Origin of the sequence: Halobacillus trueperi, from assembly GCF_003386945.1 — a bacterium.
Taxonomy (GTDB): domain Bacteria; phylum Bacillota; class Bacilli; order Bacillales; family Halobacillaceae; genus Halobacillus; species Halobacillus aidingensis.
The window spans coordinates 246,945-271,685 of record NZ_QUAE01000004.1 but is presented as its reverse complement, the minus strand read 5'-3'; the positions used below and the strand labels follow the sequence as shown (position 1 = coordinate 271,685).

Below are 24,741 nucleotides of genomic sequence, written 5' to 3'. Positions count from 1 at the left end.
CTCCTCACTTCTTCACATAAGTGTGCAACGATTGGAAAGCCTGTGAAAGGTCATTTTTCAGGTCCTCAATATCTTCAATTCCGGCCGAGTAACGGATCAAACCTTCTGGAATCCCCATGGCGGCACGCTCTTCAGGGGTGCATTCCACATGACTCGTCGTTCTCGACGGACCGACAACCGTTTCCACTGAACCTAGATTAGCGGCACGGTTGGCAAATTGCAGCTTCGGTAAAAGGTCGCGTACAGTGGCTACACCACCTTTCACAGCAAAGCTGAGCATCCCGCCAAATCCTTTCATTTGTTGTTTTGCAATCTGATGATTCGGGTGAGAAGGAAGCCCTGGATAAAAAACTTCTTCTACGAGGTCGAAACTTTTCAAATGTTCCGCAATCGCTGCGGCATTTTTGTTTTGCTGCTCCACACGAAGCTTCAATGTCTTCATGCCTCTTAAAAGCAAATAAGCAGCCATTGGATCGAGGGTCGCCCCATTAATTTCTCTATAGTGATAAATCGCTTCAACTAAGCCCTTTCTGCCACATACAGCTCCACCTAAAGCATCGGCGTGCCCTCCTAAAAATTTCGTCGCACTATGAATGACAAGGTCTGCTCCAAGATCGAGTGGGTTTTGATTCACTGGCGTGGCAAACGTATTATCAACAACCACTGTTGCCCCTACCGCCTTGCCTGCAGCTGCCATCCGCTTGATGTCGGTGATTTTCACCGTCGGGTTCGTCGGGCTTTCCAAATAGAGCACTTTGCACCCTTTAGCCACTTCGGCTTCCAGTGCCTCATGATCTCCTGTTTCACAAAGAACGACTTCCACTTGTTGTTTCGGAAGGAATTCTGTGAAAATTTTATTTGTTCCTCCATACGTATCCTTAATCGAAACCACCCGGTCTCCGGGGAATAGCAGTGTGCCAAGGGTATTACTGATTGCCGCCATCCCTGTGGAAAAGCTTGTAGCCGCTTCTGCATTTTCTAAAATGCGGATTTTTTCTTCAAAAGCCTGAACGGTTGGATTCGTATTCCGTCCATAAATGTGCCCCGGCTTATTACCTACCGCCACTTCATACCATTCGTCCATATCGTCATAACCAAAGGAAACACTGTGAACGACAGGCACTTGCGTCGCTCCGAATGCGAGTTGTTCTTTCTCACCGGCCCATATCGATTTAGTACTAAACTTCGCGTCTTTCATCCTTAACGCCCTCCCAAGCTAATAGTCGGTGGTACACATGTCTTGCAATGGCTGTATCCTGCACACCCGTTCCTGTTAAATCACAAATCGTAATCTCCTCATCTGATTGTCGGAACGAATGTTTTCCACTTGTCACTTCCCCCAGTTCTATCGCACGTTCCTGCTGCTCCGGTGACGAGCGCAATTCTCCCAAACGGGCGGACTGATCTTTTACATCGCAGACAATAACATCCGCTTTCCCCATAGCAGTGGCATCCAGTTCCTGCTTATGTTCTGCATCCGAGCCCATGGCCGTTATATGAAGTCCCGCCCTCACCCAATCTCCGTAGATCAACGGTTCCTTAGACGGTGTCGTCGTTACAACAAGATCGCTTTTTCCTACGACTTGCTCAACTGAGTCACAGACGGTCACATGAAGACCTGTTTTCTGCTCCATCTCTTGTTTAAAGTTAAAGGCTTTTTCATCATTTCTCCCATAAACGAAGACCTGCTCAATCGGCCGAACCAGCATAAGCGCTTGAAGTTGAAGACGCGCTTGAGACCCGGTACCAAGGATCCCCGCAATCCGGCTGTTGTCCCTGCTTCCATATTTCGCAGCCACCGCTCCGGCAGCCGCCGTTCTCAAATCCGTAAGCCGCCCTTCATCGGCCAATACCGCGAGTGGCTCTCCTGTACGACTATTGATGAGAATCATAAGCCCGTTCGCGCTCGGAAGCCCTATAGCGGGGTTATTGAAAAATCCAGAAGACAGCTTCACAGCAAAACTGTCTTCACCTTTGATATAGGCGGATTTAATATCCACTTCGCCATTATGATCCGGCACATCTACACGCATGATCGGTGGCATCGTCATTTCTTTTTCCACCAGTGAGGTGAAGGCTTCTTCCATTTTCCCTACAAGTTCTGTATCAAGGCGAATCACTTTTTCAATGTCTTTCCGTTCAAAGAGTCTGATTTTCCATACCTCCTTCAGCTGATCTGGCCGCTTAAATCCATATGATCACGTATGATTAACTCCTGCGGATAAGTGGTGAACCGCTCACTCCCAGATTCTGTGACCTTGAATGTTTCACTGATTTCGATCCCGTCCGTATCGAACCATAACGCCGGAATCAAATGGAACGTCATATTGGGTTCCAGGACAGTCGGATCTCCTTTTCGGATGCTCGCCGTATGTTCTCCCCAATCTGGCGGATAATTGAGACCGACGGAATAACCTAAACGGGCTTCTTTTTCAAAACCGTGTTTCTTAATACTCTTTCTCCAAACTTCTTCAAGTTCTCCACAAGTCACCCCAGGCTTTGCAAAGTCGAGGACATTCTGAATCCCTTCCAAAACGACCGGGGCGACTTGTTTCATTTTTTCATTCGGTTCTCCGATGGAAACGGTACGGGCAAGAGGAACATGGTAGCGCTTATAACACCCGGCCAGTTCGATGATGACAGCATTTCCTTTTACGAAAGGCCGGTCTGACCAGGTAAGATGTGGAATGGACGTATGATCCCCGGTCGGAAGCAGTGGAACAATCGCCGGATATTCCCCACCGAAATCCGGGGTCCCTCTGACCATGTGATAGTAAATTTCGGACGCGGTATCGCACTCCCGAACGCCCGGATAAATGCTTTCCACGCCTTTAGTCATTGCTAGGTCCGCAATTTGAGCTGCCCTTTTCATATATTCGATTTCTTGATCAGACTTAACGATACGGACACGGTTCACAAGCAGGGTCGCATCTTGGAAGGTGGCATTCGGCAATCCTCTTTTCAACCTTTCCAGAGCTTTGGCCGTAAAGTAGTAATGATCCATCTCAACGCCGATCTTCCTTTTTCCTTGACCGATCTGAAGGAGGATATCTGCTATAAAATCCATCGGGTGATAAACATCTGAATGAACGAAGTAGTCAGGGTAGGCAATGACATTCTCATCATAGATCCACGTGGTCACCCGTGCACCGTTTGCATCCTGGTAACGACCAATCCAAAGCGGCTGCGGTTCATCGATGATAATCACAAGCATTTGGTGTACATAAAAAGACCAGGCATCATAACCAGAAAGGTAATTCATGTTTGCCGGGTCTGTAATCAAAAGCACGTCAATTCCTTGATCAGCCATGCGTTTCTTCGTTTTCTGCAAACGCTGGTGATACTCTAAAATGTCAAAAGGAAGAACCATTTCATCCCCTCCGCGCTAGTTATCTGAATTTTTAAACGACTGTACTTTCATTGTATTCAAAGATATTTTTTCTTGTAATGTAAAAAGTGTATGAAGTTTTGAAGATGTCCTTAATACAATGTCGCCATGGACCTCTCCTTCCACTTCTTATGTTAAGATACGAATAACCGGATAGAAGGAGGATGAAGATGACATACAGTTACTTATCTCATTTGTACTGCCCGAAATGCGAGGAAACCTATAAAACAAGCGAACCCCAGCATCTATGTACATGCGGATCTCCTTTACTTGTAAGCTATGATTTAGACAGTCTGAAAAAGGTGTGGTCCCCTGAGCAACTGAAAGAGAGAACCCCAGACCTTTGGCGTTACCATGAACTATTACCACTCCAGGATCCTACATATAAAACTTCTTTGGGAGAAGGCATGAGTCCGTTAATCCCTTTACCCACCCTTCAGACAGATATGAATATCCGCAAACTGCATATGAAAGATGAAGGCATCATCCCTACCGGATCGTTCAAAGCAAGAGGAGCTGCGGTCGGTGTATCTAAAGCAAAAGAGCTGGGAGTGAAAGAACTCGCTATGCCCACCAATGGCAATGCTGGAGCTGCGTGGTCCTTATATGCATCAAGAGCATCAATGGAATCGACCATCGTTATGCCTGTCGATGCGCCGAAAATTACGCGTAATGAATGCGCTTTGTCCGGGGCTAATCTTTTTCTCGTCGATGGGCTTATTAGCGATGCGGGAAAAATCGTGGCGGAAGCAGTAGAAAAATCCGGACTCTACGATGTGTCCACTTTAAAAGAACCTTACAGAATTGAAGGGAAGAAAACGATGGGGCTGGAAATAGCCGAACAATTGGGCTGGAACGTGCCGGATGTCATCCTCTATCCCACAGGTGGTGGAGTTGGATTGATCGGCATTCATAAAGCTCTGAGAGAATTACAGGAGCTAGGTTGGATCACCAAAGACCGAATGCCACGGCTCGTAGCAGTCCAATCTGAAGGCTGTGCTCCAATTGTGGAAGCATGGCAGGAAGGGAAGAGGGAATCGACATTTTGGAAAGATTCTGAAACGGTAGCATTTGGGATCAATGTTCCAAAAGCAATTGGAGATTTCCTTGTCCTCGACGCTTTATACGATACAAGTGGATGCGCGGTAGCCATCAGCGATCATGAGCTTTTGGAAGAACAAAAAAGAGTGGCTCAAAAAGAAGGCGCGTTTGTGTGTCCCGAAGGAGCTGCAGCCTTTGCTGCTGCCAGAAAGTTAAGATCAGAAAACTGGATTACCGCCGAGGATGAAGTGGTCGTACTCAATACAGGAGCAGGGATTAAGTATCCGGATACGGTTCAGGTCGATATTCCTGTTCTTCAACCAGGGGAAAGTCTGGGAAACCATAAAACCCTCGGATAACGATAAAAGGAACTCATGACAGGCATGAGTTCCTTATGTTTTATAGAGATTTTACGATAGAAGACATGTCCACAGCTTGGGTAATAGCTGAAATGACAGCGACACCGTCCGCTCCCGCTTCTATTACTTTACCAGCATTTTCGGGATGGATACCCCCAATCCCGACTACGGGCATGTTTGGATACTCCCGTTTGACGATCTTCACCCATTCAGGACCTGCTACAGGGTTGGCGTCTGTCTTCGTCGTTGTTCTGTACATCGGTCCAACACCTAAATAGTCGACAAGATTGACCGGACTCTGTTCTAATTCAATGCGATCGGATACAGATAATCCAATGATGGTATCCGGATAGTTGGAGCGGATTTCATTCACACTACGATCACTCTGCCCCACATGGATTCCATCAGCCTTAAGCACATCAAAAAGTTCAACTTCATCGTTGACGATAAATAAAATACCCGCTTCAGCACAACGTTGGCGCAGCTTATGACCGAGACTGTACTTCGCTTCTCCAGTTAGAGCGCCTTCTCCTTTTTCCCTATATTGAAAGCACGTGATGCCAGCTTTAATCGCTTCATCCAAAATGCTCAAGGGATCTTTGTTACAGTTTTGGCTGCCCATAATGAAGTATTTTCTAAGGGTAGAAGCTTTCATTTTTCAGCCCCCATGGCTATAGCATCGACAAACCTGGGAATGAATGTCCCTGGACCTTTGACATCAGGGTGATCCGCTGCTTGTTCTGCCGCCCGTCCATAATGACTTAATGTTGCTAGAACCTTTTCTTTAGAATTGCCTTCTACCGTTAAGCTTGCTGTGAGCAAGGAACCCAGCAAACAGCCGGATCCTGTAATTTGAGCAAGGAGAGGGTGTCCGGTTTCATTGACAAAAACGTCCCCGTCGATACATCCGACATCCTTTTCACCAGTACAAACGACTCCGGTCTGATATTTTTCTGCAACTAGACGAACGATGGCTTCAGCGTCAGCTTCTCCTGTAGCGTCTACACCTTTCGTTTCCACATCCTGACCGACGAGGTGGGCGATTTCACCGGCATTTCCTTTAATGACGGTCGGCTTCACCTCCTGCAAAATACGTTGGCATACGTTTGAACGATAGCAGGTTGCAGGGGCGCCAACAGGATCGAGGACGACCGGAATGCCGATCTCTTTTGCTGCTCTTCCTGCAAGAATCATCGCTTCCACCTGGTTTTCATGAAGCGTCCCTATATTCAATAACAGCCCTTGAGACAATCGGGTGACCTCTGCAACCTCCTGCTTGGCATTGGCCATTATCGGTGATCCTCCGAATGCTAGAAGTCCGTTCGCTGTGAAATTCATGACGACCGCATTCGTGATGTGATGGATCAGTGGGCGTTGTTCTCTCACTCTGTCGATAACATTTACAGCCATTGGTTGAAAACCTCCTCACGCAAAGCAAAATGATTGGTCGGGCCACTTCCTTTTCCTAAATCGAAGGAATGGCGGATCGCCTCTGTTACAAAGTATTTCGCTTCTTTGACGGCTTGTGGCAAAGCGTGTCCCTGACTCAAGTATGCCGTAATGGCTGCAGAATACGTACAACCTGTCCCGTGTGTATTGGAAGAATCAATACGTTCGGATTCAAATTCATGAAACCACTGCCCATCATATAAAAAATCAACCGCTCTTCCATTGAGATGGCCCCCTTTGACAAGGGCTGCAGCCGCACCTAAGTCTTTCACGATCACTTCGGCCGCTTCTCTCATATCCGCTTCTGTTTCAATTTTCCCTCCAACAAGCACTTCCGTTTCAGGGATGTTGGGAGTGACGAGCGCTGTCTTTGGTACAAGATATTCTTTCAAATAACGTTGATCTTCTTTTTCAATCAACGGGTCCCCACTCTGGGCAACCATGACAGGGTCCATGACGTACGGAGCACCCACCTCATCCAACCATTCACTGATGACTTTCATCATTTTCTTGTTGGCAATCATCCCTGTTTTCAGTGCCTGGACAGGCATATCCTCAGAAATAGCTTTCAGCTGACTCCTAATGAAATTTTCCGGCAGGTGATGAACATCTTTCACTCCTGTCGTATTTTGCGAAACGACTGATGTCACAACACTCATGCCATAACTTTTCAACTCCTGAAAAGTTTTCAAGTCTGCCTGAATACCCGCACCACCACTAGGATCGGTCCCGGCAATCGTCAACGCACATGAGACTTGTCTCATTTCACACCCTCCTTTTCACAAGGCCATTGCTCTTGGGTATAGGCCATATCCCAAAAGGCATATTCCAGCTGACAACTTTTACGAAAGGCTTCTCTCATCCGCTGTTTTTCCGATTCCGACGCACGTTCCGCATACTGATCAAGCCGTTCACATAACACCGCTGTCAGACCCTTCACTTCCTCATTGGCATAAAACTCGATCCACGGGAGGAAGGGGTGATCGGACCCTGGCTGATAGCTGTTCATCAGCTCGACTCCAATTTCATAATACGTCCACGGGCACGGAAGCAAGGCTGCTAATATTTCTCCGATTCCTCCTTGGTAGGCATGAAATAGCATATGTTTAATATAGTGATCAGCGGTTGGCGGCAATGGATACCCTTGCAGTTCCTCATAGGAAACGCCAATCTGTTCACAAAAATTGTTGTGAGGGTGAACCTCACTGTTCAACACAAAATCGATTTGTTCGTTAAACAGTTGAATGTCTTCCCTTCCCTGAGATTTGGAAATGGCGATTCCATAGACGTGCATAAAGGCATTCAAATACTCATAATCAGCCTTGATATAGTGAATCAACGCTTCTTTTGGAACCTCCCCTTTTCCGATACCCTGGATAAAGGGATGAGTGAAGATTTTTTGATAGATATCCTGACTTTCTTTTCTTAATTGATTGGAAAAAGACATGATAGAGCCTCCTATTATTCTCGGAAGCTACTAGAGGACAGAAGGGGATTCTTACTACTTCCCTCCGCCGGCATGACCCGGATCAGGTATTGAGGGACCAAGGAATGTCTCCTTATCTCAGCGAATACTCGCGCCCCTAGCAGTTTCCGTGTATTATGGTTGTAAGATCATATTATCAACTTTCACTCGTGATAAAATGAAGGCAGCAATGAAAGCCCCCGAGACACTGCTTACGACAAAAGAAGGAACAAACGCGAAAACACCTGTTGAACTTCCCATCAGGACGTGCGCAATCGGAACAGATGCCAAAGCCCCTATGACTCCAGTACCTAAAACTTCACCAATCACCGCAGACCTTTTTCTTTCATAGAATCGATAACAAAGCCCTGCCAATAATGCACCGAACATTCCGCCCGGAAAAGCAAGAAAGGTGCCGAGCCCTAATAAGAAACGTAAGAGCCCGATAACAAAAGCAATCATGACCGCCGGGGCGGGTCCAAGCACCACCGCCGCGACTACATTAACCGCATGCTGGACAGGATAAGCTTTCGCAATTCCAGCCGGAAACCAGAGAAATTGAGCTCCAAGCGTTCCAATGGCAATAAGCACGGCCATCGTTGTGAGTATCTTTGTGTTTCTCATCTTTCACCACCTTTCCGTACAGGAGCTGAATGGAACCAGATAAAAAAAGCCAGATCCTTAGAGGACCTGGCCTGGTATGCAGTAAGTCGATACACGTATCGTCAGACTACTTCCCTCCGCTGGTATTAACCAGATCAGGTTCGTAAGAGTCAGAAAGCTTGCTCGCTTTCCTCTCAGCCCATTCAGGCTCCCCTAGTAGTTTCATAAACTTATTCGCTTGGTGATTTTCATCATAACAAAGTTGGATGTTTCTGTCATGTGAAACTTTTCCTCCCGTTCAAACGTCAACAAAGTAGATAAGGAGTGTGAGAATGATGAAAATGAGATGGATGCTTGGCATGTTGATGGTTTTCTTTTTATTCCTTAGTGCATGTGGGGTGTCAGAAACAGAAGAAGTGGATCAGAATGAAGTGGAAGCAGACTCCACCAATCCGGATATAAGCGGATTTGTCATGGATCAAGATGAAGACAGGATCCTCGTAGTCACACCGATGGATGATGATTCAGGGGATGAAGGACGGGCCATGTGGGTATCCGAAGCTCCTGAAGGTCTCTGGATTGGCAAACAGGTCGAAGTGTGGGTAGACGGAGATATCGCTGAATCCTACCCAGAACAAGCAACCGCCGATAAAGTCCAGGAGCTTGAAATGAGTGAAGTACAGGGAGCGGATTTAAAAGCATCCGAAGCTCTCTCTACAGCTTTGTCCGAAACAGAACCAGAGCAGACAGATGTGCTGATCGTTTCGCTACTTTCCTTTGATGAAGAATCCGATCAGTGGACCGTCAAGCTGGACCAACGCGGGACCGATCAGGGCGAATGGAAAACGACAGTCAAAGATGAGAAATAGAGCGTCATCCCGAGGGAGCGCTCTATGCATCCACCTTTTTCAAAAGCCATAACCTTACGCTCAGCTCCAGCAAAAAAAGATCATCCGCATTGAGAAGAGAGAGGCCAGTCAAATGTTCAATGTTTCTCAATCTGTGCAGCAAAGATTGGCGGTGCAAGTTCAGGGCACGGGCCGTCTGACTGACATTGCTGTTGTATTTGTTATAGACCATAAACGTATGAATCAGTTCTGTCTGCCGTTTCTGGTCATAATCAATCAGCTTCTCCAACGTATCTGACACAATCGCTCCGATTTCTTCCTCGTGGGACAGTGCCATGAGCAACCGGTTCATTCTGGTATCACTGAAAAACGTCCGCTCCCCTTCTTCATGCTGCTGACCGATTTTCAGTGCCGTTTCCGCCTCTTCATAGCTTTTATGAAAAGTCTGATACCCACCTTTATGACAGGAAATCCCCCAGCTAATCGTAATCCCTTTTAATAACTCATGAAGTCTCCGCTCAATCAGGTCGAGAAACTGGTTCGCGGTTTCTTCGTAATCCGGACGGTCCGTTTCCAAATAAACGATTACCTCGCCTTCATCAAAGGTGGTCATCGTCCTCCGGTGCAGCGCGTCTCCGGCATGAGTGACTTCCTTCTGAATGTAATAATTGCGACTGTTGATCGATGATGATTTGACTTGAGGCATCGTTGAAGAGGTGCGTTCCTCCTCCGGCTGCACGAAACGGATATGGCCGACGAGACAAATATAAGGCTTCTCCAAATCATAACCAAGCAGCTGCGCTTTCGAAAAAAGAGCTCTGTCCATCTCCCTCTCCTGCTTGGCTAAATCCAGCAAAAAGTTATCCTTAAGTCTGATTTCAGTCATTTCAATGGCGTTCTCTTTGACGAAATATAAGGCACAAGCTGTAAGCGCATGCTCCAAAATGTGAAGATTCACCCACGTTAAATCTTTGTCGTCCTTTGGCTTAAATAGAATATATCCCTGTTTCTTATAGTTTGATAAAATTGTAAGCTGGTAGCATTTCTGATCACCGATTTCATAGGTTTCAATGTAATGGCTGAGCGGGTGATCACTGTCCATCTCCGTTTCTACAAGGGTTCCTTCCTGAGAAAGCTCATGCCCATTTAAAACATCGATGTAATAACGATCAAAATACTGATTCGCCCGGATCTGTTTGTTATGATCACTGATGGCCGTCGGAATGCCTGTGTTCTGGTAGATGATTGATGTGATCTCCTGCAGCCCTTTTCCGTTCAGGACACAGTTGATCAACTCCTGTCGTATCTCTTCCGTGCGTTGCTGTTCCTGGCGGTTCTCCTCACTGATCAACCGTAATACGTCCTGTAAAATATCTCCGAAGCGGACCTCCCATGGAATTTCCATCACGATCAACTCGTGTTTCTCCGCAAGTTTTAACACCCGGTCCGGAATTTTATAGAGATGACGTCCTGTGGCAAAAGCGAGGACGGAGGCTTCCGAGCGAATGACATCTTCAACATATCCTTCGAGTGCCAATACATCATCCACACACCCGACCCCTGTACTTAGTACAAATTCATTGTTCCTGACAAAGTTCTCTACAGGAGTCTCAATCACTGAGATCCAATCAACCTGACGATCATACACATGGGTCTGTACTCTTGCTTTTTCGAGCACTGGAAGTTTTAAAACTTCCTCCACCGCAACCCCCATCTCCACTCCTCCCCCACTTACGATTTAGCCAAAAGATCTGTAATTACATCATGGTCGATATTGTTCCCGCTCATGACGACAACAACATTTTTTCCTTGTAGACCATTAGAATGAAGGACGTGCCCGACCCCCGTTGCAGCCGCTCCTTCCACGACCATCTTATGGTGCTCAAGGGTGAAGAGCAGCCCTTCTTCAATCTGTGCCTCTTCCACAAGCACCCCCTCGTCCATATAAGCTTTCGTCATTGAAAATGTGTAACGGTTCTCTGTCCCAATTCCTCCAAGCAGACTGTCTGCCAACGTATCAGACTCCTCGAGAATGACAGGCTTACCCTTGGCAAGGCTTTCCTGCATGACCGCTCCCTTCTTCATCGTCACTCCTGTCACACGTATAGAAGGTTCAATTGATTTCATCACAAAAGCAATACCTGACAACAGCCCACCCCCAGACAAGGGAATGATCACTTCATCAACCTCAGGACACTGCTCCATGACCTCAAGCGCGATCGTCCCCTGACCGGCAATGATTTCCCGATCATCAAAAGGCTTGATTACCGTCATCCCTTCGTCTCTTTCCAATTCAGCACACCTTGCTTCTGCTTCATCTTGACTGCTTCCCACAATCTCCACAGACGCTTGTAATTTTTTAAGACGAGTCACCTTCGCCTTCGGAACACGGGCCGATATACATACCGTACAAGGAATTCCTAACTCTGCTGCTACATATGCAACAGATATGCCATGGTTACCCGTTGAAAAAGTGGTCACACCTTTCTTTAAGTCTTTCTCGTCAAGAGATAGAATTTTGTTTGCAGCCCCTCTGAGCTTGAATGATCCCGTAGGGTGGGTATGCTCGAGCTTCAAGTGAACCCGCGCCCCTGTGTGCTCGGAGAGCGGGTCTGAGTACAGGATAGGAGTGGGTTGGACAAACGAAGATATGCGCTTCTTCGCTTCCCAAACCTCTCTGAAGGAAAGGCTGGTCATTCATAACGTCCTCCTTCTTGAGCATTTATGGTTTCAAGTTTTGAATATTCAGTTATTTTTATTATAGTGGAACAACCTCTTATGTTTAAAGAGGTAAAATACCTTCTATATTTTTTACTTATTTTTTGGCAGCGTTCTCGCTAAGCGGTTGCGTGTGAGGTGGACTGCCGTTTGCAGGGCGACTGCTCTTGGAGCGATGGGTCTTCCCTTTGGCGCGATCCGAAAGATTATAAGTTATGAAAAAGGACAGATGCGCTTAGCATCTGTCCTTTTGGGTTAAGCCGTGGCCCATTTGCCTACGGTATGGAGCATTTTTTCTTCTGGGAAATGACCCCTGAAAATCTGATAATAGAACATTTCCTGTTTGGATCGTATATCAACTGGTGCCTCGGCTAGCACCTTTTCAAATGTTTCATCTGTAATTGTTCTTTCTGCATGAAGATCGAGCAAGTCCAATGCACCGCTTCCTTCTGAGAACTCTGCTTTCTTACGCCATAAAACTTCATCAGGGATGATGCCGTCAAATGCTTTCCGAAGCAGCCATTTTTCCATGCGGTCCTTCTTATGAACTTTCAAGCCGGCAGGGATCTGGAGGGCATTTTCCACAACATCCAAGTCGAGGAATGGCACACGAAGTTCAATGGAATGCGCCATGCTCATACGATCGGCTCGTTGGAGATTTACGTGGTGAAGTGTATTCAATACACGAATGATTTCCTTGTTCATGGATGCAGTATCCTGATATTTTTCCATATACGCATATCCAGCGAATAATTCATCGGCCCCTTCTCCAGATAAAATCACTTTTACGTGTTCGGATGCGAGCTTAGACACGAAGTAATTTGGGATGGCACTACGCACAAGGGAAGGCTCGTAAGACTCCAGGTGATAAATGACATCAGAGACAGCTTCAATCAATTCTTCTTCCGTATAAATATATTCATAATGCTCGGTTCCCAGCGCTTTCGCAACCGTACGAGCGTTGATGATATCTGCACTGCCTTCAGAGCCGACACAGAACGATTTTAAAGGCTTGTCCCCTTGCTTCTGCTGATCAGCTATGGCGGCAATCAAACTACTGTCCAAGCCACCACTCAGCAGCACGCCTACTTCAACGTCTGCCATCAGTCTTTTTCGAACGGCTTCGTTCATAGTTTCTTTTATAGAAGTAAACACTTCGGTCATCTCATGTTCCGTGTAAGACTCTTGCGGGGACTGGATTTTCCGGTAGCAGACAAAACCATTTTCCGGTGTGAAATAGTGGCCGTGAGGAAATTCTTTCACCTCATTCACAAAAGGTTCGATTGCTTTCAATTCAGATGAAAAAACATACTGCCCATCGCGGTCCATCCCGTAATAAAGCGGCTTGATCCCAAGTGTATCCCGAGCTACGACAAACGAATCGTTTTCCTCATCTGCGATGAAGAACGCGAACATTCCATCAAGTTGATGGATGGCCTCCGGCCCATGTTTTTCGACTAATTTCAAAGCTACTTCACTGTCTGACTTTGTGAGAAAAGAGACATCTTTCGCTAAGGATTCTTTAATGGCTGCATAATTGTAAATCTCACCATTACAGACGATCCAACGTTTTTTATCTTCGTTATGAATCGGCTGGATGCCATCTTCAAGTCCGATGATCGATAAGCGGCGGTGTCCAAGATGAACACGATCGGTAACCACTGACTTCCCTTCATCTGGACCACGATGGTAAAGCAGTTCCAGCACCTCATCCATTTGCTTTTCACTCATCTCTCCTTGTGTCACGAAAATTCCGCACATATGTAATAAAGACCTCCTAAGTTTGCATGCATGATTTGCATAGGACTCAGATTACGCTCTTTTCGAGTGTTCATCAAATCGGGTTTGTCAGCAAATGTAAGCAAAACAAGCGAAATCCAGAAAAAGGAGGCAGATAGAATAGACATTCGTGGAATGGACCTACATTCAGATGGAATCCTCTGTCTACATGCAAAAAACCTCCAGCCTTGTTTTATGCTGAAGGTTTTTGATAGGTAGATAAGGAATGACTAATCACTTGAGCAAGCGGACGCACATCTTTGACAGATTGAACACTTGCCTGAAAAATTTCCTCAGGCGGGACCGCTGACCAATCCAGATGATATCCTGCTTCCATTGCTAAGATGCGAATGAACTCCCGTAAACTTCTTCCATTCCCTTCTCTGAAAGGATGGAGAACATTAATTTCTGACATGTAGTACACCAATTTCTCTACAACCAGGACCCTGTTCATACTTTTCCAATCTTCTCTCATCAACTGTTGAAATATGGGCTCAGCCGCATCGTGAATGAACCTGGCCTGAGCAAAAGAAAATCCGTCCTTCGTAATGTTTTCTGTTCGAATTTCTCCAGCAAAAGGGTAAAGATCTGAAAAAAGGCGCGCATGGATCTTTTGTAAATGACGCAAGTCGAAATCCCCTTTAATCGGGGTGGATTGAAGCTCAGCCAACCTTTGTGCCGTAAACATCGTCTCCAAAGCTGTCAATTGTTTCTCATCTTTAATGTCATAATGATTGATTAAAACGTTTGATCCCGGATAACAATACTTCGACTTTTCATTCCCGTACCTGGTGTTAGGCATGGCGAGCCAGTTCCAACGCCCGTGTGACGAACTCCTCATGAGAGATCTCCCCTGTCAGGCACTTTTTCACAAGCAGCTTCTGCTTCTTGCTCAAGCGGTCTCCCTCCACAGCGAGAGAAGCCAAGGCCGGGCGCATAAGTAATTCGACTTCTTCCTCGGAACGTACGGTCATCCAATCCCTCCGAACTTTAATGATATCCTCTACATTATACTACAGATGGAGGGTTTATAGACGATGATACCCTGTCAGGAAGTCTTTTTCTTGCCAGATGTGGTTGTCTTTTTCTTCGTTGTTTTCTTCTTCTTGGACCCTTTCGTTTTCTCCAACGATTTTTCCAAAGCATCCATTAAATTCGTCACATTATCCGGCTTCGGTTTATCTTTGGCCGTCGTAACTTCTTCATTGTTTTTCTTCGCTTCAATCAGTTCCATAAGCGCTGTCCGGTATTCATCTTTGTATTTTTCAGGATCGAATTCCGCTGTCAACTGATCGATCAGCGTAACAGCTGTACTCAATTCTTTCTTACTTAATTCTGTTTCTTCCGGAACATTCGGCACATCCTGAACGGATCTGACCTCATCAGGATAATGGATCGTTTCCATCACAAGAGTATTCTCATAAACCCTGACGATCGCCAGTTGTTCCTTGGAGCGGATGATGATTTTAGCAATCCCGATCTTCTCGGTATCTCCGAGCGCCTGACGAAGAAGACTGTAAGCTTTTGATCCTCCTTCGCTTGGAGATATAAAATAACTCCGCTCAAAATAAATCGGGTCGATCTCTTCCAACTTCACAAAATCGATGATTTCAACCGCTTTGTCTTCTTGTTCTTTTTTCAACTGTTCCAGGTCTTCTTTATCTAAAACGACAAACTTGTTCTTCGCATATTCATAAGCTTTGACAATCTCTTCACTCTCAATTTCCCGCTCACATACCGGGCAACGCTTCTCATATTCGACCGGTGATTTACATTCCTCATGAAGCTGACGCAGTTTGATGTCCTTATTCTCTGTTGCTGCATGCAGTTTTACAGGAATATTCACAAGTCCGAAGCTGATGGTCCCTTTCCACATCGTGTGCATCCCTACCACTCCTTTTTCCTATAGGTTTCACGAGATCACTGAAAAATATGTTTCTCTTCCATGGATAAACTACATAATAAAGCCCAACCTATTCAACAAAATGGCAGGATTCTTGAAGACTCGATTTCGAGATGTTAGTGAGATTCTAGGGGCTCCGGGAAAAGGTTCGCTTTCCGTGGGCGAGTGATGAGCCTCCTCGAGCTAACGCTCTGCGGGGTCTCATCTACCACGCACTTCCCACAGGAGTCTCACCGTTTCCCTCCGCCCCTTTGCCCTATGAGGTTCTCGAAATCCCTCTAATAGTAACCTGCCGAGTTTTGTAATATAGACCTGTTCACCCATGCCGTTATAGAGTTGTTTTAACCAAAGATCCTGCACAAATAAGGCGTGGAAACAGGGTCTGGGAAACGTCCGCATGAAAAGCGAATGGAGACACGAACGTGTGTGTTTTTCTACTGACCGATCCAAAACACTGCAAATTGTCGTTTCCCTGACCCCGTATCCATGGCCAGGAATGGTGATTCATTATTTCAACTAGGCAAGGCTTCCCTTAAGGATTCGCGATATGCACTCACCGCGCTCCCGCGTAAAGCGAGCTATTCCCCGCAGCCCCCATGCTCTCAACAAAAGTCTCGAAACTGAGTCTTCAACTACAGGGAGAATTTATGTAAGAAAGCTGAATGGAAAGGAGATGGTGGAGATGAAACCAATGCTATTAACGGGGACGACGGAACTCCCGGAGGGTGATGAGTGGGTGTATGAAGTGAAGTATGATGGTTTTAGAGCCATTCTCGAAGCACGCGCGGAAGGAGTCAAGCTATGGAGCCGGAATGGAAAAGATATGAGCGAACGTTTTCCTGAAATCGTTCAGGTGGACATCCCTAAAAACCTCCTTCCTTTTACCCTTGATGGCGAGCTGGTCATATTGAACACTCCTTATCAGGCAAACTTCGAAGCTTTACAAAAAAGAGGAAGAATGCGAAATAAAGCAAAAATACAAGCTTCTTCTATACGAAGACCTGCTACCTTCATGGCTTTTGACAAAATAGAAAAAAGTACTATACCTCTATTAAAAAGAAAAGAAAACATGACTAAGCTTCTCGGGAAGCTTAAACACCCGCAAATTAGAAGTATTGATGTATATGAGGATATAGAAGAAATTCTAACCATTGCTGAGCTGCACTTGGCTGAGGGAATCATTGCGAAAATGAAAAATAGCAAATATCAACCCGGCGACCGCGGAAGGCAATGGTTGAAATGGAAACAATGGAGGACAGCCTCCGGCTTTTTACAAAAGTACGACTCTGATAATGGATATTACGATGTAGGGTTTTATAAGGACGACGACCCTCTCCCACTTGGGAAGTTTAAACATGGCCTGACAGATGACGAGAGTGAAACGCTCCGTACATTTTTCAAAGAACATGGGACAAAGAAAAAAGGCACATGGCGTTTAGAACCCGGCGCGTGTGTAGATGTGCACTGTCTGAGTGCTAAAGAAGGGGAACTCCGAGAACCTCTCTTTCACCAGTTCCGGTTTGATCTTTCTCCTGAAGATTGTACAGAATCTAAGAAACAGTGGGACCTTTCTTTGTTTCCTGCCAACTTCGAGCCAACCAATGTTGATAAACTTTTATGGAAGGGTATTTCTAAACAGGATTTCCTTGTTTACATCCGTCAATTAGCTCCTCACATTCTCCCTTTCATACAGGAAAAGAAGTTAACACTGATCCGTTATCCTGATGGGATTTACGAAGAGTCCTTTTATCAAAAACACTTCCCCGACCATGCCCCCGACTTTTTAAAAATGTGGACGGAGGATTGGGAGCCTTTCATCATTTGCGATCAACTTCTCCCTCTTCTTTGGCTTGCCAATCAGGGGGCATTGGAATACCATATTCCCTTTGAGATGGCCGGCGGTCAAAAACCCGATGAAATCGTTCTGGATTTGGATCCGAAAGACCGGAGTCACTTTAGTAAGGCGATTAGGGCTGCCCAGTTATTAAAGCATCTCCTTGACGAACTTGAAGTCCAAAGCTTTGTCAAAACTTCCGGAAATAAAGGCATGCAGATTCACATCCCGATCCGCGAAGGAGATTTAAGCTATGAGGAAACGAGGAAAATCACGGAAACGTTGGCCACATTCCTCGTTAATGAAGAACCTGACCTTTTTACAACAGAACGTTTGAAGAAAAAACGTGGAGATCGTTTGTATATTGATTATGTTCAACATGCAGAAGGCAAAACGATTATTGCCCCGTATTCGACAAGAGCGACCGAAACAGCAACGGTCGCTACGCCGCTTCATTGGGGAGAGGTGACGGAAGATTTGCGCCCGGAGTCGTTTACAATTCACACTGTACCTAGCCGAATAGCTGAATTTGGCTGCCCTTTTTCTATGTACGAAGAGGCCCGAGACCATCAGCCCATTCAAAAATTGAAGCAATTGCTTCAATAACTTGTCGAATATTGCCCGGGAAATGACCCACCTTTTATCTAAAAAAGCACTAAATAAAAGGCTGCCGGTCGTCACCGGCAGCCTTTTATATCTTATTCTGATAATGTTTTACTTCGTTCACGCAGTTTGAACTTTTGCAGCTTCCCACTCGCGTTTCGCGGAAGTTCATTTACAAATTCATAACGTCTTGGCCGTTTGTATCGGGCAAGCCTATTCCCTGAAGTACAGAACTCATCCAGTTCTTGTTCAGTGACGCCACTATCCTTTTTCACAATGTAGGCGACCACTCTTTCTCCCCACAGGTCATCCGGTTCACCAACGACGGCTGCATCCATGACTGCCGGATGATCAAACAAGGCATCTTCTACTTCCCTTGAATAGATATTTTCACCGCCGGATATGATCATGTCTTTCACACGATCACTGACCCATAGGTATCCATCTTCGTCGAACGATCCGATATCACCCGTATGATACCAACCTTTGTACATGGCTTCTTCTGTTGCTTCCGGCCTATTGTAATACCCCTTCATCATGCTGGGCCCTCGTACGATAATTTCCCCGAGTTCGTGCGGTTTACAAATCTCCTCAGGCTCTGCGGGTCCGTGCTCATTCGTTCTCACCACTCGTACTTCATGGTTCAACAGTGCTCTTCCTGCCGATCCTGCTTTCGTGACTTGTTCTTCCTCGGTAAGTGCGGTAATTGCGGGTCCCATCTCCGTCATACCGTAGGCCTGTAAGAGCTGGACACCTAAGGATTCATGCAGCTTCATCGTCAAAGCAGGGGCCATTGGTGCTCCTCCATAGAGACCTTGTCTCAACGTCTGGAAATCCTCTTTGGTGAATTCCTCTTGCAGCATCATGTTCCACATCGTCGGAGCTGCAAAGAAGGACGTAATCTGCTCCTCCCTGACCGTTTCAATCACATCAGGTGCATCGAAGTGGTGCAGCAGAACGTTTGTCGCTCCAATCATTACTCTTGGGAAGAACGCACAGTGAAGCTCGGCACAATGGAAAATCGGGGCAACAGTCAGTCCACGGTCCTCTTCCGTCAGTCTTAAACAAGCGGTCATGATGAGGGCTTGATCGACCATATCTCTATGCGTATGGATAACCCCTTTTGGAAGCCCGGTTGTTCCGGAAGTGTACATGATGGCATAAGGATCGTTCTCTTCCAGTTCACACACTGGTCGTTCGGTCGTCACTCCATCGATTCGTTCATAATAGTTCATCGCATAAGGCAGATTTTCTTCGTCGATGGACCAGAACTCAATACTTGTCATCTCTTTCGCTACCGGAGCGATTTGAGCAGCTGTCGCTTTTTCAAACACGACCACCTTTGGATCAGCATCTTTCAAAATGAACTCGATTTCTTTTTCCATGAGACGGAAGTTTACCGGATTGAATACCGCCCCAATCTTCATGCAAGCGAACAGCACTGTCGCATATTCAGCTGTGTTAAAAAGGACCGTCGATACTTTATCCCCTTTTTCCACCCCTGAGGCCTTCAGCGCATTTGCCGTACGGTTCACTTCCTGGTCCCATTCTCCGTATGTCCAGCGTGTACCAAGCCGTAGATCAACCAATCCTTCTTTATCTGCGTACTTCGCTACCGTCTGCTCAAACATACTCCTAAGTGTTGGTCCCATTTCTCATCGACTCCTTTTGGTTTTTTATAAAATCCCAATAGCCAACGTGCTCGATCCACCAAGAGCTTACAACGATCAAATACCGAGAGTGCTTCAGACAGTTTTTCAATGTAAAGAATAAGGCGCACTTTCTTTTTTCCTTACCTTCTAAGTAATGAGGTACACCACAGGGACAATCATTTACTTGGGTTGTAATCGAATCGCTCCGTCTAGACGGATCACCTCCCCATTAAGCATTGGGTTATCTAAAATGCTTAGAGCTAACTTCGCATACTCATAAGGCTTTCCCAGCCTTGAAGGAAATGGTGTCGCTTTCCCAAGAGCATCCCGTGCTTCTTCAGGGAGCTGTTCAAACATCGGGGTTTCAAATAAACCTGGCGCAATAGCCATTACACGGATGCCGTGACGGGCGAGTTCCCTTGAGATCGGCATCGTCATCGCGGCTACGCCACCTTTGGACGCACTGTAAGCTGCTTGACCGATTTGCCCTTCATAGGCAGCGATTGAAGCTGTGTTAATGATGACTCCCCGCTCCCCATATTCATTCGGCTCATTTTCCTGCATCTTTTCAGCTGCCAAACGGATGACATTAAACGTCCCAATTAGGTTCACTTCAATGATCTTAGAAAAAGACTCCAGGCGATGCGGACCATTTCTTCCTACCACTTTTTCACCTGTCACGATGCCAGCACAGTTGATGACCGTGTTTACCTGCCCAAAGGTTTCGACAGTCGTATGGAGCATGTGCTCGATTTCATCTGATGAAGTGACATCTGTTTTGACAAACACCACTGAAGAACCCAATTCTTCTGCAAGCGCTCCACCTTTTTCTTCGTTTTGGTCTACAATCACCACTCTGCCGCCATTTCTTGCAATCTTCCTTACCGTCGCTTCTCCAAGGCCTGAAGCCCCGCCTGTCACGACTGCTACCACACCTTTAACATCCATGCTATCCCTCCAGCCTTTCAATGACCGTGCCGTTCGCCATTCCGTGTCCTTCACAGATGGCAAGCACTCCGTACTTTCCTTCTGTCCTTTCTAATTCATGCATGAGAGTTGTCATTAGCTTTGCTCCGGTAGCACCTAACGGGTGACCAAGCGCAATGGCTCCTCCATTTACATTCAGTTTTTCATGTGGCACACCAGTCTCTTTCATCCAAAACAAAGGCACAGGAGCAAAAGCTTCATTCACTTCAAAAAGATCGATATCTTCAAGACTCAGTCCAGCTTTTTGTAAGGCTTTATGTGTTGCAGGAACCGGACCTGTCAGCATCAATGTCGGGTCGGAACCGACGACAGCTCTGGAGACTACCCTGAATCGCGGCTTCAATCCCAGCTCCTCCGCTTTTTTCCGTGACATTAAAAGGACAGCTGCGGCTCCATCACTGATTTGACTCGCATTTCCGGCTGTAATTTTGCCGTTTTCCTGGAAAACGGTTTTCAGTGTGGCAAGGGTCTCAACAGATGTGCCTGCTCTGGGACCTTCATCTATTTTAATTACGTTGGAATCACTAGCGTTCACAGGCATGATTTCTTTTTCAAACCGACCTTCTTCAATCGCCAACAGAGCCCTTCGATGGCTTTCAGCTGCATAAGCATCAAGCTCTTCCTTACTTAATTGCCATTGGTCGGCGATCCTTTCTGCCGAATGGCCTTGATTGATCATTTCGTATTTTGACGTCAATCGTTCATTAAAAGATGCCCCCTGCATATTTGAAAACATCGGCACTCGTGACATACTCTCCACACCACCCGCTATGACAACATCCATGTCCCCACAAGCAATCGCTTGAGAAGCGAAATGGATCGCCTGTTGACTCGAACCGCATTGCCGATCGAGCGTTACTCCAGGTACCTCCATAGGAAAACCAGCAGTCAGAGCAGCAATTCTAGCGATATCGCCTGCCTGCTCCCCGACCTGACTCACACAGCCGGCGATAACATCTTCCACCTCGACAGGATCGAGAGAAGCCCGTTCGACCAGTTCTTTAAGTACATCTGCCAAAAGGATATCCGGCCTGATTTCGCTGAGCCCTCCATTCCTTTTACCCACAGGGGTTCTTACTGCTTCGACGATGACAACTTCATTCATATCTTTTCCTCCTATACTAAACCCATCTTTTTGGCGATAATCGTTTTCATAATTTCATTGGATCCTGCATAAATCGCAGTGACCGGTGCATCACGGAACCTTCTCGCAATTTCATACTCTTCCATATATCCATAACCACCGTGAAGGTGCATACATTCCATCGCTACCTTTTTAACCAGGTCGGTGGTCCACCACTTGGACATCGACACCTCTTTGACAACGTCCTCCCCGTTCATATGCGCCTCAATCGTTCGGTCAAGGAATGTTCTCCCGATTTCAACTTCCGTTTGTAGTTCAGCAAGTTTGAATTGAGTATTTTGAAAAGAGGCTATCGACTTTCCAAAAGCTTTGCGCTCCTTCACGTATTCAACCGTCAACTCAAGCATCCGTTCACATGCTGCAATGGCACCGATGCCTACAATCAAGCGTTCCTGTTGCAGCTGGTTCATCAAATAATAGAAACCTTCACCTTTTTTACCAAGAAGGTTGTCCTTAGAGACAGCTGCATCCTCAAAGATCAACTCTGAAGTGTCCTGGCTGTTCAGGCCGATTTTATCGAGCTTTCTCCCGCGGGAAAAACCAGGCGTGTCCCTCTCAACGATCATCAGACTGATCCCCTTATACGCTGGTGATGCATGAGGGGCCGTTTTACACACAACGACAACCAAATCCGCGTGAATCCCATTCGTGATGAATGTTTTTTCACCATTCAGTGTGAATCCTTTTTCATTTTCTACCGCTGTTGTACGTATAGATGCAAGGTCCGATCCTGCTCCCGGTTCGGTCATCGCGATCGCTGTAATACATTCTCCCGTCGTACATTTCGGAAGCCACTTTTGTTTCTGTTCTTCTGTCCCATAAGCATGCAAATAAGGGACGACAATATCGTTGTGCAATCCGACTCCAATCAGGCCTGTCCCCACTTTTTCCATCTCTTCATTAATGACAACGGAATATCCAAAATCTGCTCCAAAACCACCATATTTCTCGTCAAGCCAAGGACAAAGGTATCCCTGCTCTCCAAGCTTTCTCCAGAACCCACGGGGTACTTCCCCTGCCTTTTCCCATTCGTCGTAATAAGGGTAAGCTTCTTTTTCTAAAAACTTCCGTAAAGATTGACGGAGTATTTCATGTTCTTCTGTTATGTATGATGCCTTCATAATCTTCCTCCCTGAACATTCTTCGCTATTGGATGTAATTCTCTCTTTATTCCTCTCTTTCCTGCCACAAACAGAAAACGCTTACATTTTTATGTATTTAGAAGGATTTCGACACACTTTATTACTCTCACCAACCATCACGGCACGAAAAGTGGATAATAAATGAAATGGCGGAATTTTTTTAAGACTGGATTTCGAGTTCACCGGGGATCGTTTTGCTATATTGATAGTCAAGATGGTTGGAAAGCCACTCGCAATCACTGTTTTACACAATATATTCTATAGGCTCCCTATAAAACATTTAAAAACTTTTATCGGTGGGTTTTAAACTCTTATCGGTAGGTTTCGGAGTTTTATCTGTGGCTTCCAGGTTTTTATCGGTGACTTTCGCAATTTTATCAGTGACTTTCTTGATTTTATCAGTATTTATGGAAAGCGAGTACTTACCCGTACAAAAAGAACCAGCCTGGTTGGCTGGTTCTTTGGTTTTAGTCTATGACTTTTTCAATGGCAAAGGCGACGCCGTCTTCTTTGTTGGAGGCTGTTACAAAGTCTGCTTCTTTCTTTACCGGCTCCTGGGCATTGCCCATCGCGACACCGAAACCCGCTTCGCGAATCATCGCGATATCGTTCATACTGTCGCCAACCGCCATCACCTGATCCATTTCTAAATCAAGCCACTGACAGACTTTCAAAAGAGCGGCTGCTTTGTTTACACCAACCGGGTTAATTTCGATATTAGTCGGACTGGAATTGGTTACTTCCAGGTCCTGATTTGCGTTGACTTCGTCAAGGATGACTTGTCTGACTTCATCGTCTTCAATATCAAAGCCGAATTTCAGCCAGTCATAGTCGACAATCTCTTGATCGAATGGATTTTGAGTATTGTAGAGTCCCTGCACGGTTGAGGACCAAAAATAAAGCCCATGTTCTTCTTTTAATTCCCACAGACGCTCTACGTGTTTATGTTCCAATCGATTTTGTTCGACGAGGTTAAAGTCATGATCATAAATTTCTCCGCCGTTGATCGTTACTATATAGGACGAGCGGCCGAGGTCTTCAGCGATGTTCCGGCACCGGGATAAAGATCTTCCTGTGCTCAATACCACGTGGATCCCTTTTTCTTTAGCTTTTTTTATCGCTGCTGTGTTGGCCTCGGAAACTTCGCCTTCATGATTGACAGTGGTTCCATCTAAGTCCAATGCAATCAATTTGATGTCTTTTGTCATGTGATTCACGTCCTCTCTCTAATGTACCTATTTTAATATAAGGAACTTCCATACACAATTCAAAAGACACTTGTTCATGTTCGGCGTAATTTCACATTCACTTCTTCCACGAAAAGCCTTTTAGACAACCCTCTCAGTTAGATGATTATTTTCATACCTTAATGGGTATGGATAAAGAGAACTTATTTTTAAGGAGGTATCTTTCATGTTTCACTATACGGTGGAAACGGACAAAGGGATGGATGAAGCGATCGAAAGTCTTGAGGCTAATCTGAAGGAAGCGCAGTTTGGCGTGTTATGGAACTTCGACATCAAAGATAAGCTTCATGAAAAAGGACTGGAATTTGAAAAAGAATTTAAAGTCTTAGAAGTCTGTAACCCTAAAGAAGCTCAGCGCGTCTTAAATGAAAACGTGATGGCTGGTTATTTCCTCCCTTGTAAAATGGTTGTCTATGAAGATGGAAATAAAACGAAAATCGGTATGCCTAATCCGACTTCTCTTACTCAGATGGTTGAGGATGACAATATTCAAGAGATGGCCAGTGATATTGAAGAACGTTTGAAGCATTGCATGGATCAAAGCGTGTAACCATATAAAAGAGCTGCTAACTTTAGCGG

The 24,741-nt window shown here is 45.8% G+C and carries 23 protein-coding genes and 2 riboswitches; of the genes, 4 read left to right on the top strand and 19 right to left on the bottom strand.

Features of this window, described 5'->3' with window-relative positions:
• Window positions 1-4: 4 nt before the first annotated feature.
• From DYE48_RS07845 to DYE48_RS07835, 3 genes are read right to left on the bottom strand one after another with little or no spacing between them, the layout of a single operon-like run.
• Complete coding sequence (locus tag DYE48_RS07845; RefSeq protein ID WP_115823146.1) at window positions 5-1,198, bottom strand: cystathionine gamma-synthase family protein; 1,194 nt, start codon at window positions 1,196-1,198, stop codon at window positions 5-7.
• Window positions 1,179-2,120: a cyclodeaminase gene (locus DYE48_RS07840; protein ID WP_244199393.1), complete on the bottom strand. Its 942-nt coding sequence runs from the start codon at window positions 2,118-2,120 to the stop codon at window positions 1,179-1,181. The genes DYE48_RS07845 and DYE48_RS07840 overlap by 20 nt, the downstream gene beginning before the upstream one ends.
• 47 nt (window positions 2,121-2,167) lie before the next feature.
• A complete protein-coding gene (locus DYE48_RS07835; protein ID WP_115823144.1) occupies window positions 2,168-3,370 on the bottom strand; it encodes a M24 family metallopeptidase in 1,203 nt (400 codons plus the stop codon).
• A 188-nt stretch (window positions 3,371-3,558) separates the two neighbouring features.
• Between DYE48_RS07835 and DYE48_RS07830 the strand changes: the two genes are divergently transcribed.
• Window positions 3,559-4,788, top strand: a complete 1,230-nt coding sequence (locus DYE48_RS07830; protein WP_115823143.1) for a threonine synthase — start codon at window positions 3,559-3,561, stop codon at window positions 4,786-4,788.
• 40 nt (window positions 4,789-4,828) lie between these two features.
• Here DYE48_RS07830 and thiE read toward each other — a convergent pair whose 3' ends face one another.
• The 5 genes from thiE to thiW all read right to left on the bottom strand — a co-directional run bounded on the left by thiE (window position 4,829) and on the right by thiW (window position 8,326).
• Window positions 4,829-5,443: a thiamine phosphate synthase gene (thiE, locus tag DYE48_RS07825; protein WP_115823142.1), complete on the bottom strand. Its 615-nt coding sequence runs from the start codon at window positions 5,441-5,443 to the stop codon at window positions 4,829-4,831.
• Entirely contained in the window at window positions 5,440-6,198 is a 759-nt protein-coding gene (gene thiM / locus DYE48_RS07820; RefSeq protein ID WP_115823141.1) for a hydroxyethylthiazole kinase, read from the bottom strand. Before thiM ends, thiE begins: the two co-directional genes overlap by 4 nt.
• Complete coding sequence (gene thiD / locus DYE48_RS07815) at window positions 6,189-7,001, bottom strand: bifunctional hydroxymethylpyrimidine kinase/phosphomethylpyrimidine kinase (RefSeq protein ID WP_115823140.1); 813 nt, start codon at window positions 6,999-7,001, stop codon at window positions 6,189-6,191. The genes thiM and thiD overlap by 10 nt, the downstream gene beginning before the upstream one ends.
• The gene (gene tenA, locus DYE48_RS07810) at window positions 6,998-7,684 is read right to left on the bottom strand and encodes a thiaminase II (protein ID WP_115823139.1); all 687 of its coding nucleotides are present in this window, start codon (window positions 7,682-7,684) and stop codon (window positions 6,998-7,000) included. Before tenA ends, thiD begins: the two co-directional genes overlap by 4 nt.
• A 42-nt stretch (window positions 7,685-7,726) precedes the next feature.
• Window positions 7,727-7,832, bottom strand: a riboswitch (TPP riboswitch).
• A gap of 5 nt (window positions 7,833-7,837) precedes the next feature.
• Window positions 7,838-8,326, bottom strand: coding sequence for an energy coupling factor transporter S component ThiW (gene thiW / locus DYE48_RS07805; protein ID WP_115823138.1), 489 nt, complete (start codon window positions 8,324-8,326; stop codon window positions 7,838-7,840).
• Window positions 8,327-8,420: 94 nt separating this feature from the next.
• A riboswitch (TPP riboswitch) is annotated at window positions 8,421-8,530 on the bottom strand.
• Between the two features lie 107 nt (window positions 8,531-8,637).
• On the opposite strand from thiW, the gene DYE48_RS07800 reads away from it, so the two are divergent.
• Entirely contained in the window at window positions 8,638-9,174 is a 537-nt protein-coding gene (locus tag DYE48_RS07800; protein WP_115823137.1) for a DUF3221 domain-containing protein, read from the top strand.
• Window positions 9,175-9,196: 22 nt separating this feature from the next.
• On the opposite strand, the gene DYE48_RS07795 is transcribed toward DYE48_RS07800, so the two are convergent.
• From DYE48_RS07795 to ku, 6 genes are all read right to left on the bottom strand, one after another.
• On the bottom strand, window positions 9,197-10,867 hold the full coding sequence (locus DYE48_RS07795) for a PucR family transcriptional regulator (protein WP_115823136.1): 1,671 nt from the start codon (window positions 10,865-10,867) through the stop codon (window positions 9,197-9,199).
• Window positions 10,868-10,884: 17 nt separating this feature from the next.
• The gene (locus DYE48_RS07790; RefSeq protein ID WP_115823135.1) at window positions 10,885-11,850 is read right to left on the bottom strand and encodes a threonine/serine dehydratase; all 966 of its coding nucleotides are present in this window, start codon (window positions 11,848-11,850) and stop codon (window positions 10,885-10,887) included.
• Window positions 11,851-12,126: 276 nt separating this feature from the next.
• Window positions 12,127-13,632 (bottom strand): asparagine synthase B, encoded by a 1,506-nt coding sequence (gene asnB / locus DYE48_RS07785; protein ID WP_115823134.1) that lies wholly within the window; start codon window positions 13,630-13,632, stop codon window positions 12,127-12,129.
• Window positions 13,633-13,843: 211 nt separating this feature from the next.
• The gene (locus DYE48_RS07780; RefSeq protein WP_244199392.1) at window positions 13,844-14,491 is read right to left on the bottom strand and encodes a Fic/DOC family protein; all 648 of its coding nucleotides are present in this window, start codon (window positions 14,489-14,491) and stop codon (window positions 13,844-13,846) included.
• Window positions 14,445-14,624, bottom strand: coding sequence for a hypothetical protein (locus tag DYE48_RS07775; RefSeq protein ID WP_089654689.1), 180 nt, complete (start codon window positions 14,622-14,624; stop codon window positions 14,445-14,447). The genes DYE48_RS07780 and DYE48_RS07775 overlap by 47 nt, the downstream gene beginning before the upstream one ends.
• Before the next feature lie 74 nt (window positions 14,625-14,698).
• Window positions 14,699-15,535 carry a non-homologous end joining protein Ku gene (gene ku, locus DYE48_RS07770; RefSeq protein ID WP_115823132.1) on the bottom strand — a complete coding sequence of 279 codons (837 nt, stop codon included), beginning with the start codon at window positions 15,533-15,535 and terminating at the stop codon, window positions 14,699-14,701.
• A 700-nt stretch (window positions 15,536-16,235) separates the two neighbouring features.
• Here ku and ligD point away from each other — a divergent pair.
• Window positions 16,236-17,993: a DNA ligase D gene (gene ligD / locus DYE48_RS07765; RefSeq protein ID WP_167449469.1), complete on the top strand. Its 1,758-nt coding sequence runs from the start codon at window positions 16,236-16,238 to the stop codon at window positions 17,991-17,993.
• Between the two features lie 92 nt (window positions 17,994-18,085).
• Here the strand turns inward: ligD and menE are convergent, their stop codons facing one another.
• The 5 genes from menE to DYE48_RS07740 form a co-directional block, all read right to left on the bottom strand.
• A complete protein-coding gene (gene menE, locus DYE48_RS07760) occupies window positions 18,086-19,642 on the bottom strand; it encodes an o-succinylbenzoate--CoA ligase (RefSeq protein WP_115823130.1) in 1,557 nt (518 codons plus the stop codon).
• Between the two features lie 180 nt (window positions 19,643-19,822).
• A complete protein-coding gene (locus DYE48_RS07755; protein ID WP_115823129.1) occupies window positions 19,823-20,590 on the bottom strand; it encodes a 3-hydroxyacyl-CoA dehydrogenase in 768 nt (255 codons plus the stop codon).
• Between the two features lies 1 nt (window position 20,591).
• Window positions 20,592-21,734 carry a thiolase family protein gene (locus tag DYE48_RS07750; protein WP_115823128.1) on the bottom strand — a complete coding sequence of 381 codons (1,143 nt, stop codon included), beginning with the start codon at window positions 21,732-21,734 and terminating at the stop codon, window positions 20,592-20,594.
• Window positions 21,735-21,745: 11 nt separating this feature from the next.
• Window positions 21,746-22,894, bottom strand: coding sequence for an acyl-CoA dehydrogenase family protein (locus tag DYE48_RS07745; protein ID WP_115823127.1), 1,149 nt, complete (start codon window positions 22,892-22,894; stop codon window positions 21,746-21,748).
• 488 nt (window positions 22,895-23,382) lie between these two features.
• Complete coding sequence (locus tag DYE48_RS07740) at window positions 23,383-24,123, bottom strand: Cof-type HAD-IIB family hydrolase (RefSeq protein ID WP_115823126.1); 741 nt, start codon at window positions 24,121-24,123, stop codon at window positions 23,383-23,385.
• 205 nt (window positions 24,124-24,328) lie between these two features.
• Between DYE48_RS07740 and DYE48_RS07735 the strand changes: the two genes are divergently transcribed.
• Window positions 24,329-24,712, top strand: coding sequence for a DUF302 domain-containing protein (locus DYE48_RS07735; protein WP_089654681.1), 384 nt, complete (start codon window positions 24,329-24,331; stop codon window positions 24,710-24,712).
• Window positions 24,713-24,741 lie beyond the last annotated feature (29 nt).